General features: G+C 74.4%; 9 protein-coding genes. 7 read left to right on the top strand and 2 right to left on the bottom strand.

Annotation, left to right across the window (positions count from 1 at the left end):
• Positions 1-195: 195 nt before the first annotated feature.
• The 3 genes from ACJOT3_RS26535 (at position 196) to ACJOT3_RS26525 (ending at position 3,408) form a co-directional block, all read left to right on the top strand.
• On the top strand, positions 196-1,035 hold the full coding sequence (locus ACJOT3_RS26535; protein WP_406975836.1) for a phosphotransferase: 840 nt from the start codon (positions 196-198) through the stop codon (positions 1,033-1,035).
• Between the two features lie 89 nt (positions 1,036-1,124).
• The gene (locus tag ACJOT3_RS26530) at positions 1,125-1,724 is read left to right on the top strand and encodes a TetR/AcrR family transcriptional regulator (RefSeq protein ID WP_406975835.1); all 600 of its coding nucleotides are present in this window, start codon (positions 1,125-1,127) and stop codon (positions 1,722-1,724) included.
• Between the two features lie 40 nt (positions 1,725-1,764).
• Entirely contained in the window at positions 1,765-3,408 is a 1,644-nt protein-coding gene (locus ACJOT3_RS26525; RefSeq protein ID WP_406975834.1) for an amidohydrolase, read from the top strand.
• Positions 3,409-3,467: 59 nt separating this feature from the next.
• Here ACJOT3_RS26525 and ACJOT3_RS26520 read toward each other — a convergent pair whose 3' ends face one another.
• Positions 3,468-3,935, bottom strand: coding sequence for an Lrp/AsnC family transcriptional regulator (locus ACJOT3_RS26520; protein ID WP_406975833.1), 468 nt, complete (start codon positions 3,933-3,935; stop codon positions 3,468-3,470).
• 182 nt (positions 3,936-4,117) lie between these two features.
• Here ACJOT3_RS26520 and ACJOT3_RS26515 point away from each other — a divergent pair, with 182 nt between their 5' ends.
• The 4 genes from ACJOT3_RS26515 (at position 4,118) to ACJOT3_RS26500 (ending at position 10,102) form a co-directional block, all read left to right on the top strand.
• Entirely contained in the window at positions 4,118-5,704 is a 1,587-nt protein-coding gene (locus ACJOT3_RS26515; RefSeq protein ID WP_406975837.1) for an alpha/beta fold hydrolase, read from the top strand.
• 81 nt (positions 5,705-5,785) lie between these two features.
• Entirely contained in the window at positions 5,786-6,625 is an 840-nt protein-coding gene (locus tag ACJOT3_RS26510; protein ID WP_406975832.1) for a GNAT family N-acetyltransferase, read from the top strand.
• A 41-nt stretch (positions 6,626-6,666) separates the two neighbouring features.
• Positions 6,667-8,712 carry a phosphate acetyltransferase gene (gene pta / locus ACJOT3_RS26505; protein ID WP_406975831.1) on the top strand — a complete coding sequence of 682 codons (2,046 nt, stop codon included), beginning with the start codon at positions 6,667-6,669 and terminating at the stop codon, positions 8,710-8,712.
• A 169-nt stretch (positions 8,713-8,881) separates the two neighbouring features.
• Positions 8,882-10,102 carry a multidrug effflux MFS transporter gene (locus ACJOT3_RS26500; RefSeq protein WP_406975830.1) on the top strand — a complete coding sequence of 407 codons (1,221 nt, stop codon included), beginning with the start codon at positions 8,882-8,884 and terminating at the stop codon, positions 10,100-10,102.
• A gap of 43 nt (positions 10,103-10,145) precedes the next feature.
• On the opposite strand, the gene ACJOT3_RS26495 is transcribed toward ACJOT3_RS26500, so the two are convergent.
• On the bottom strand, positions 10,146-10,754 hold the full coding sequence (locus ACJOT3_RS26495; protein WP_406975829.1) for a hypothetical protein: 609 nt from the start codon (positions 10,752-10,754) through the stop codon (positions 10,146-10,148).
• Positions 10,755-10,895: the final 141 nt, after the last annotated feature.

Below are 10,895 nucleotides of genomic sequence, written 5' to 3'. Positions count from 1 at the left end.
GCGCCGGTACCGGTACCGGCGCGGGCGGTCGGGTGCCGGGCCAGGCCCGCCGTGGTCCGCCCCGGGGTTCCGGGGTCGGCGCCGCCCGGGGCGTGTTCGGGGGAATCGGCCCCGGGGCGCGGCCGGAACGGGCAGGATGGCGCGGCAGGGGAGTCATCACCCCGTGTCACCGCCGTTCACCCGCGAAGGAGAACCGTGTCCCTCCTGATCCCGTCGCTTCCCGACCTGGACTCCCACTGGCTGCGCGTCGCCCACCACCTGGGCGCCCGCCCGGACACCGCGGACCCGCACCCGGGCTCGGGCGGGCACACCCGCAGCGGCCCGGTCACCACGGCCGACGGGGAACCGGGCTGGCTGCGGATCTGGTGCGCGCCCCGGTCGGAGGGCGCGGTGTGGGAGGGGCCGGCGCTGGCGGCGCACCTCTTCGACGGGCACGTTCCGCGCCCGGCCCTGCTGGCCGAGGCCGCCTGGGACGGGGAGGACGACGACCGGTGGGCGGTGCAGGCCCATCTCTACGAACGGCTGCCCGCGCCGCCGCTGTCACCGGTACCGACCCTGCGCCAGGCTCCTGACCTGCCCGAACAGTGGTGGGAGGACCTGGTCGGGGCCGTCGCCTCGATCGGCGGCGTGCCCCCGCACCCCGAGCGCCGGGTCCTCGACCAGGGGTACGTCCACCGCATCCCGGACGTCCTCCCGGAGTTCGCGGGCGAGGACCTCACCGTCGGGCACTGGGAGACCGCCCACGGCGACCTGCACTGGGCCAACCTCACCGCGGCCCCGCTGCGCATCATCGACTGGGAGGGCTGGGGCACCGCCCCGGCGGGCTTCGACGCCGCCCTCCTGTACCTGTACTCGCTTCCGGTGCCGGAGGTCGCCCGCCGCGTGCACGCGGAGTTCGCGGCGCTGCTGGACACCCCGGCCGGCCGCCTGGCCCGACTCGCCGTCGCCGCCGAGATCGTCCAGGCCGCCGAACACGACGACGCCCACGCCTGCCTGGAACCCCACGTCCGCCGCCACCTCGCACACCTGCTCTGACGGGGCTCGGCCCCCTCGGGGGCTCCCGGGTCTTGTGAAAACGAGCGGCGCTCGTTTAATGTGGCCCGACCACCCCCGAGGAGGCCGCAGTGGGACGACCGCGGACCCCCCTCCTGAGCCCCGAGCGCATCGCGCACGCGGCCCTGGAGATCGTCCGCGAGCAGGGCGACTTCACCGTCGCCGCGCTCGCCGCGCACCTGGGCGTGCGCGTCTCGTCGCTGTACAACCACGTCCGCTCCAAGTCGGAGATCATCCAGGCCATCCGCCGCGAGCGCATGATCCCCGTGCTGGAGGGGCTCCGGGACGAACCCGACCCCCGGCGCCTGCTCGAACTCCTCATCCGCGACTACTACGAGTTCCTCAGCGGAGTCCCGCAGCTCATCCCGCTGCTCATCGCCGAGCCCATCCGGCAGCCGGAGATGATCGCCTACTACGACCTGATCGCCCGGTCGATCGCCCGCATGGGTGTGCCCGAGGAGGAGGCCGCCGCCGCGCTCGGCCTCCTGGAGGGCTACGTGCTCGGCGCCGCCATGGACCTGCTGTCGGAGCCCTTCGACCGGCAGGACATGGATGAGGCGCCGCACCTGCGCGCCGCCATGGACCACCGGGACGGTGATCCGCGCCGGCTCCGGGCCTTCGAGACCGGCCTCGCGATCGCGCTGCGCGGCCTGGCCGCCGCAACCCCCTGACCCCGCCCCGAGCCCGACCCCACCCCGAGGAGGTCGCACCTTGACGAACATCCTGATCCGCGACGGTGTCCTGTTCTCCGGCGGCCGTCTCCTGGACGCCACCGCCCTGGCCGTCCGGGACGGCCGGATCACCGCCGTCGGAACCGAGGAGGAGGCCCGCGCCGCGGCCGGGCCCGGCGCCGCGGTGGTCGACGCCGCCGGAGGCCTGGTCACACCCGGTTTCGCCGACGCCCACGTCCACGCCTGCTTCGGCGGGGTGGAGGCCGCCCGCTGCGACCTCACCGCGGCCGCCACCGCGCAGGAGTGCCTGGACACCGTTCGCGCCTACGCCGACGCCCACCCCGACACCCCCGGCGGCTGGGTGCTGGGCGGCGGCTGGGGCATGGCGCTGTTCAGCGGCGGCACCCCCACCCGGGACCTGCTCGACGCGGTCGTCCCCGACCGCCCCGTGTTCGTCATCAACGCCGACCACCACGGCGCCTGGGCCAACAGCCGCGCCCTCGCCCTGGCCGGGGTCGACGCCGGCACACCCGACCCAGCGGACGGCCGCATCGAGCGCGACGCCGACGGGGTCCCGTCGGGCACCCTGCACGAGGGGGCGATGGACCTGGTCGGACGGGTGGTCCCGGCGACCACCACGGACGAGTGCGAGGCGGGCGTGCTCGCCGCCCAGGAGTACCTGCTCTCCCTCGGGGTGACCGCCTGGCACGAGGCGATCGTCGGAGAGTACGCCGGCTACCCCGACCTCGCTCCCGCCTACACCGCCCTGGCGAAGGCGGGACGGCTGTCCGCCCGGGTGTCCGGCGCGGTGTGGGTGCCGCGGGACCTCACCCCCGACGGCGTGGACGCCTTCGTCGCCGGCCTGCGCGCCCGCCGGGACGCGGGCGGTCCGGGCCTGCGCCTGGACACCGCCAAGATCATGGTGGACGGGGTCGCCGAGAACCGCACCGCCGCCCTGCACGACCCCTACCTCTCACCCTGCACCTGCGGCGGCCCGGCCGAACGCGGTCTCGCCTACTTCGGGCAGGACCTGCTCGACGCGCTCGTGCCCGCGCTCAACGCCGCCGGGATCGCCGCCCACTTCCACGCGATCGGCGACCGCGCCGTCACCATGGCGCTCGACGCCGTCCGGCGCGTGGCACCCGAACACCGCGCCGGGGTCCGCAACCACCTCGCCCACCTCCAGGTCGTCGACCCCCGCGACGTCCCCCGGTTCCGGGAGCTGGGGGTCACGGTCAACATGCAGGCCCTGTGGGCGTGCGCCGAGGAGCAGATGACCGAGCTGACGCTGCCGCTCCTGGGACCCGAACGCGCCCGGTGGCAGTACCCCTTCGGCTCGCTCGCCGCCGACGGCGCGGAGCTGGCCATGGGCTCGGACTGGCCGGTGTCCACCCCCGACCCCTGGCAGGCGATCCACGTCGCCGTCAACCGCCGCTCGCCGGGGGACACCGCCACCGCGCCGCTGGTCGAGGGGGAGGCGCTGCCGCTGGCCCGGGCGCTGGAGGCCTACACGGCCGGGTCCCACCGGCTGCTGGGGTTCGACGACACCGGGCTCCTGGAGGCGGGGAGGGCCGCCGACCTGTGCGTCGCAGACCGGAACCCCTTCGCCGGCCCGCCGCGGGACGTCCACCTCACCCGCAACCGGCTGACCGTCCTGGACGGCCGCATCGTCCACGGCGCCTGACCCCCGCACCGCCCCCGGCCCCGCCCCGGAGCCGCCGGGGGCCGGGACCGCCCCCGCGCTCAGCCCCGGTTCTCGGCGCTTCCGGCCAGGATGGGCTGGTCGACCAGCCGGGACAGGACCAGGGTGCTCTTGGTGCGGACCACGAAGGACTCGGCGCCGATGCGCTCGATGACCTCCTCCAGGTGGCGGGTGTCGCGCGCCCGCACCTGGACGATGGCGTCGGCCTCGCCGGTGACCGTGCAGGCCGAGGTGATCTCCGGGTAGGCGGACAGTCCCGTGCGGATCTCCCCGGGGGAGGTGCGGGCCCGGCAGTACAGCTCGATGAACGCCTCGGTGGTCCAGCCGACGGCCTGGGGCTCCACCACGATGGTGAACCCGCGCACCGCCCCGGACTCCACCAGGCGGTCCACCCGCCGCTTGACGGCGGACGGGCTCAGCCCCACCTGGCCGCCGATCTCCGCGAAGCTCATGCGCGCGTCCGCGCCGAGGATCGAGATGATCCGCTCATCGACACGATCAAGACGCATGGTGTCCCTTTGTCCGGTGTCCCTTTGTCCACTTCTGATATCAGCGGTCACATCGTACCGGCGCATCCCCAGGTGAGCGGCCGTGTCGTTTCCTGTGGTCACACATGGTGACATGGACAATACATATGGTCGCAACGCCTGGGTGAGGGAGTGGACACGTGCGAGCACCGTCTCTGACCGTGATGTCGGGGGTCCTCATGGCCTCCCTGGTGGCGGCCCCGGCACCCGCCGCCGCGCAAGCGTTCGGGCTCGCTCCCGAACGGCTCGGCGCCACCCGCATCGACCAGAAGGCGCTGCGCTGGGAACCCTGCGAGGACCTCGACCCCGTGGGCGACGAGACCCTCGAATGCGCCACGCTCACCGTCCCCATGGCCCACGGCGGCCGCGGCGACGGCGACACCGTGAACCTCGCCCTGTCCCGGGTGCCCGCCACCGGCACCGCCGAGCACACCCTGCTGGTCAACCCCGGCGGCCCCGGCAGCGCCGGGCGCCGGTGGGCCTCCCACACGCACCGGCGGATGTCGCCCGAACTGCGCGAGGTCTACGACGTCGTCGCCTTCGACCCGCGCGGCGTGGGCGCCTCCACCCCCAGGATCACCTGCGACCCCGGGCACTTCACCGCCCCGCGCCCCGACGGCGTCCCCGCCGGCCCCGAGGCCGAGCAGGCGCTGCGGGCCGACGCCGAGGAGTACGCCCGGGCCTGCGTCGAGAACACCGGCCCGCTGCTGGACCACATGCGCACCGAGGACCTCGCCCACGACATGGACGCCATCCGGGCCGCCCTGGGCCGGGACGAGATCGACTACCTCGGCTACTCCTACGGCAGCTACCTGGGCACCGTCTACTCCGCCCTGTACCCGGACCGGGTGCGCGCGCTCATCCTCGACAGCGTGGTCGACCCCGACAACCCCTGGTACGAGAGCAACCTGCGCCAGAGCCTGGCCCTGGACCGGTCGGCCCGCAACTTCTTCGACTGGGTCGCCCGCCACGACACCGCCTACGGCCTGGGCACCGACGCCGACACGGTCGCGGAGGCCTACTACACGCTGCGCTCGGAGCTGGCCGCCGAGCCCGTCGACGGCGTGGTCGGGCCGACCGAGCTGGAGAGCGCCGTCATCGTCGTCGCCTACAGCGGCGCCTCCTGGCCGACCGTGGCCGCCGCCCTGTCCGACCGCATCGTCGGCGGCGACCCCGCCGCCCTCAAGAACCTCTTCGACGCCTACGGCGAGCAGCCCGACGCCGCCACCGACACCGGTTACGGCGGCTACCTCGCGGTCCAGTGCACCGACGCCCCCTGGCCCAAGGACTGGGAGACCTGGCACGAGGACGCCGAGGGCGTGCACGAGGCCGCACCCTTCATGGGCTGGCACAACATCTGGTACAACGCCCCGTGCGCCACCTGGGACGCCGAGGTCGAGGAGTGGTTCCAGGTCGGCGACGGCCCCTACGAGCACCCCGCCTACCGGGGCGGCGCGCTCATCGTGCACGCCACCGGCGACGGGGCCACCCCCGTGGAGGGCTCCTACTCCCTGCGGAACCGGCTGCCGGGCTCGGCGCTGGTCATCGAGGAGGGCGGGCTCACCCACGGGGTCGCGCTCACCGGCAACGTCTGCGTCGACGAGATCGCCCGCGACTACCTGCTGGAGGGCACCCTCCCCGAACGCGTGGAGGGCGAGGGGCCCGACGCCGTCTGCCAGGCCCGCCCCGAGCCGTCCCCGCGCACCGCGCAGAGCGAGCCTTTGGTGGATCGGCCTGGGACGTCCGAGTAAGGGTGGAATAGGCTGGAAGCGGCGCGAACGGACCTGATCCCGCCGTCACGGAACCGACGGCGGGCGGATGGGGGAGATGCGATGCTGCGGACCTCACCGGTGAGGATTCTCGGCGAACGGGACAGGGAGGCCGTGCGCGCCCTCCTGGACATGGATCCGGTGGGGAACGTGTTCGTCACCTCCCGGCTGATGGCCGCGGGTATCTCCGCGGGCAACGGGACCGAGGTGTGGGGGCACGTCGAACGCGGCCGCCTCACCGCGCTCTGCTACTCCGGGGCCAACCTGGTCCCCGTCAACGCCGGACCCTCGGCGATCCGCAGCTTCGCCGACCACGCCCGCTGGCGGGGCAGACGCTGCTCCTCCATCGTCGGCCCGGTCGACGCGGTCAACGACTTCTGGCAGCAGGTCACCCCCTCCTGGGGGCCGGCCCGCGCCATCCGCGCCCGCCAGCCCGTGCTGGAGCTGTCCACCGAACCCGCCGTGCCCGCCGACCCGCTGGTGCGCCGGGTCCGCCTCTCCGAACTCGACATCCTCGTGCCCGCCTGCGTGGCCATGTTCACCGAGGAGGTCGGCGTGCCGCCGGACTCCGGCGACGGCGGCGCCCTGTACCGCGCCCGCATCGAGGAACTCGTGCGCACCGGCCGCGCCTTCGCCCGCATCGAGGACGGCCGGGTCGTGTTCAAGGCCGAGATCGGCGCGGTCACCCCGCAGGCCTGCCAGATCCAGGGCGTGTGGGTCCACCCCGACCTGCGCGGGCAGGGCCACTCGGCGCCCGGCATGGCCGCCGTCGTGCGCTACGCCCTGGCCGAGATCGCGCCGCGGGCCACCCTGTACGTCAACGACTTCAACACCCCGGCCCGGGCCGCCTACCAGCGGGTCGGGTTCCGCCAGGTCGGAGAGGTCATGTCGGTGCTCTTCTGACCGGCGCCCGCCGACCCCCACCCGCAGAAGGGACCGCGACGGTGCACGGTGTCTACATTGCGTCCAGCGACGCCGAGGGGGACAAGAGACCCGTCGCGCTCGGCCTGGCCGAGCTGCTGGCGGGGACCGTCGACTCCCTCGGCGTGTTCCGGCCGGTGGTGGGCGAGGGGGAGCGCGACCCGCTGGTCGAGACCATCAGGCGCAGGTTCGGGGTCACCGCGCCCTACGAGGAGTGCACGGGCGTGGTCCGCGACCGGGTCCAGGACGACCCCGACCAGGCCATGTCCGAGATCGTCGCCGCCTACGGGGCGCTGGCCGCCAAGTGCGCCGCCGTCGTCGTCATCGGCACCGACTACACCGACGCGGTCACCCCCTCCGAGTTCGCGTTCAACGCCCGCGTCGCCGCCAACCTGGGCACCCCGGTACTGCTGGTGCTCTCCGGCCGCGGCCACTCCGAGGACCAGGTCCGCGGCGCCGCCGCCGTCGCCGGGGCCGAGCTGGAACGCGAGCACGCCACCCTGCTGGGCACCGTCGTGGGCCGGGCCGAACCCGAACGCGTCGGGGCGCTGCGCGCCGCCGGGGCCTGGTCGGTGCTGCCCGAGGTGCCCGGCCTGACCGTGCCCACCGTCCGCGACATGCAACGGGCCTGCGGCGGGCGGCTGCTGTTCGGCGAGGACAAGCGCACCGGCCGCGAGGTGTCGGGAATCCTCGTCGCCGCCATGTCCCTGCCGCACATCCTGGACCGGATGCGCGACGACAGCGCCGTCATCCTCCCCGCCGACCGGGCGGGCGCGGTCCTGCCCGCGCTCATCGCCGCTCACCTGTCCCCGGACTTCCCCGCGATCGCCGGGGTGTTCCTCACCGGCGACACCGACTCCGACATGCCCGAACCCGTCTGGCGGCTGCTCGCCGGGATGCACGTGCGGATCCCGGTCATCGCCACCGGCCTGGACACCTTCACCGCCGCCACCCTGCTCGCCGACGTCCGCGGCGGCGGCGCGCCCCTGCCCGACCACAAGATCGAGTCCGCGGTGGCCGCCTTCGACTCCGGCGTGGACGGGCCCGCCCTGCTCGAACACCTCCAGGTGGCCCGCACCGACACCGTCACCCCGCTCATGTTCGAGTCCACCCTGCTGGGCCGGGCCCGCGCCGACCGGCGCCGCATCGTCCTGGCCGAGGGCACCGAGGAGCGGGTGCTGCGCGCCGCCGACCTGGTGCTGCGCCGCGACGTCGCCGACCTCACCCTGCTGGGGGACCCCCGCGAGATCCGGGCCCGCGCCGCCGACCTGGGCCTGGACGTGGCCGCCGCCGAGCTGGTCGACCCGGAGGCGTCCCCGCTGCGCGGGGAGTTCGCCGCCGAGTACGCCCGGCTGCGCTCCCACAAGGGCGTCACCGAGCAGTTGGCCCACGACACCGTCCGGGAGGTCTCCTACTTCGGCACCCTCATGGTCCACCTGGGGTACGCCGACGGCATGGTGTCCGGCGCGGTCCACACCACCGCCCAGACCATCCGGCCGTCCTTCGAGATCCTGCGCACCTCGCTGGTGTCCAGCGTGTTCTTCATGTGCCTGGCCGACCGCGTGCTCGTCTACGGCGACTGCGCCGTGGTCCCCGACCCCACCGCCGAGCAGCTCGCCGAGATCGCCTCGGCCTCCGCCGACACCGCCGCCCGCTTCGGCGTCGACCCCCGGGTGGCCCTGCTGTCCTACTCCACCGGCGCCTCCGGCAGCGGCGCCGACGTGGACAAGGTGCGCACCGCCACCGACCTGGTCCGCGAACGCCGCCCGGACCTGTTGGTGGAGGGGCCCATCCAGTACGACGCGGCCATCGACCCGGGGGTGGCCCGCACCAAGCTCCCCGACAGCCGGGTGGCCGGGCGCGCCACGGTGTTCATCGTCCCCGACCTCAACACCGGCAACACCCTGTACAAGGGCGTGCAGCGCAGCGCCGGGGCGGTCGCGGTGGGGCCGGTGCTCCAGGGGCTGCGCCGCCCGGTCAACGACCTGTCCCGGGGCGCGACCGTGCGGGACATCGTCAGCACCGTCGCCATCACCGCCGTCCAGGCCCAGGCCGGGACCGGGGGCTGAGACGGGCCGGGGGCGGCCGGGGAGATCCATCCGGGCAGGTCCGGCCGGGAGGTTTCGCACACATCGGTGTCAGAACGGGGTCGGGGACGGTTTCGGGGTACCCCGTTCCGGTTAGCCTGCAAAGGGCGCCGATCGCGCTTTTTCGTCCCCGCACCCCGAGAGAGCGTCGATGACCCTGCGGAACCCGACCGGCCGCACCCGCCTGTCCCTGGCCTTCCTCCTGGCGGCGCTGGCCGTGCTGGGACCGCTCAACATCGACATGTACCTGCCCGCGTTCCCGGAGATCTCCGCCGACCTGGACGCCGGGGCCTCGCAGGTCCAGCTCAGCCTCACCACCTGCCTGGTCGGGCTGGCCATCGGCCAGTTCATCGTCGGCCCGCTCAGCGACGCGTACGGCCGCCGCGGGCCGCTGCTCGTCTCCCTGGGCCTGTTCGTGCTGGCGTCCGCCATGTGCGCCCTGGCGCCGAACATCGCCGTGCTGGTGGCGGGCCGCTTCCTCCAGGGGCTGACCGCCTCGGCCGGGGTGGTGCTCTCCCGCGCGGTCGTGCGCGACGTGTTCGACGGGCACGAGCTCACCCGGTTCTTCGCCCTGCTCATGGTGATCAACGCGGTCGCCCCGCTGGTGGCGCCGGTGGTCGGCGGCGCCCTGCTGTGGCCGTCCTTCGCCGGGTGGCCGATCGTGTTCTGGGCCCTGGCGCTGCTGGGCGTCGCCATCATCGCGGTCACCGCCCTGCGCCTGCCCGAGACCCTGCCCCGGGACCGGCGCACCCCCGGCACGGTCGGCGGCACCCTGCGCAGCATCGGCGAGCTGCTGCGCGACCGGGTGTTCCTGGGGTACGCGCTGGTCACCGGGCTGCTGCACGGCGGCAGCTTCGCCTACGTCGCCGGGACGCCCTTCGTCTACCAGGAGCTGCACGGGGTGTCCCCGCAGGTCTTCGGGGTGCTCTTCGGCATCAACGGCATCGCGATCATCGGCGGCAGCTGGGCGGTGGGCCGGTTCTCGCCGCGCTTCGGGGAACGCCGCCTGCTGGTCACGGCGGTCGCCGTCGCCGTGCTGGCCACCGGGGTGCTGCTGGCCGCCACCCTGCTCCAGGGGCCGCTGGTCGCCCTGGTCGTGCCGATCTTCGTCTACATGACCTGCATGGGCATGATCCTCACCGGCTCGTTCGCCCTGGCCATGGAGGGGCAGGAACGCCGGGCGGGCAGCGCCAGCGCCCTGCTGGGCGCCCTGTCCCCGCTGTTCGGCGCGGTGGTCGCGCCCCTGGTGGGGCTGGACGAGACGACGGCGGTGCCGATGGGCGCACTGCTGTTCGGCACCTCGGCCGTCGGGCTGCTCGTCCTGGTGGCGATGACCTCCCGCCGTCCCCGCGTCCCCGTCGCCGAGGCCTGAACGGCGGCGCGGGGCCGCGGGCCCCGCACCGCCGCGCCCCGGGTCAGGCGACCTCGTTCACCGTGCAGGTGATCTCGCCGGACAGCGACCCCCAGCCGTCCAGGGCCACCGTGCTCATGGTGATCCCGTCCAGAGTGATCACCCCGTCCGCCCAGGTCCACGTCCCGTACTGGTCGGGGCCGTTGGAGACGCTGAGCCACGCCGGGTGGTCGGGGTTGTCCGGCTGGTCGATGTGGAACGAGCCGGTGCCGTCGGCGGAGACCTGCCCGCTCACGGCGGTGCCGATGGGGTCGGAGGCCTCGAAGGCCACCAGGTCGGGGGTGCCGGTGCAGGTGGCGTTGTCCATCCACACCTTGTCGGAGCCGAATTCCGAGGCCGTGTCCTCCGAGACGGGGCTGACCCCCAGGCCGTGCAGGCCGATCTCGGCGGAGGCCGCCGAGGTGTAGGTCAGGGTGACGTCGACGACGATGTCCCCCTGCTCCTGGAAGGTGTCCTCGGGGGTCTCCTCGGGCGCCTGCCGGAGCGGCGCCCCACTCTCGGCGGCCGGGGTCCCGGTGGCGGGCCCGGGCTCCTCGGAACCGGACGAGCAGGCGGTGGCGAGCAGCAGGGCCGCCGCCGGAACGGCGAGGACGGACAGGCGGAGCAGGGACATCGGATGCCTTTCGGGACGGGGGAGGGGTCCGGGGCGGGGGGAGGTGCCCGGAGCGGCGGGGGCCGCCGTTCATCTCAGACCCCGCCCGGCGCCGCCGGGTTCCGCCCTCCGGCCGGCCTTCTCGCCCCGCAGCCCCGCGGT

This window comes from Nocardiopsis protaetiae, from assembly GCF_045446735.1.
Taxonomy (GTDB): Bacteria; Actinomycetota; Actinomycetes; order Streptosporangiales; family Streptosporangiaceae; genus Nocardiopsis; species Nocardiopsis protaetiae.
Note: the sequence above shows the minus strand (reverse complement) of the source record. Positions and strands in the feature narration are given on the sequence as shown.

Coding starts and splice junctions, on each gene's coding strand:
- ACJOT3_RS26520 (WP_406975833.1), bottom strand. CDS start 3,935: ATGCGTCTTGATCGTGTCGATGAGCGGATCATCTCGATCCTCGGCGCG.
- ACJOT3_RS26515 (WP_406975837.1), top strand. CDS start 4,118: ATGTCGGGGGTCCTCATGGCCTCCCTGGTGGCGGCCCCGGCACCCGCC.
- ACJOT3_RS26510 (WP_406975832.1), top strand. CDS start 5,786: ATGCTGCGGACCTCACCGGTGAGGATTCTCGGCGAACGGGACAGGGAG.
- ACJOT3_RS26500 (WP_406975830.1), top strand. CDS start 8,882: ATGACCCTGCGGAACCCGACCGGCCGCACCCGCCTGTCCCTGGCCTTC.
- ACJOT3_RS26495 (WP_406975829.1), bottom strand. CDS start 10,754: ATGTCCCTGCTCCGCCTGTCCGTCCTCGCCGTTCCGGCGGCGGCCCTG.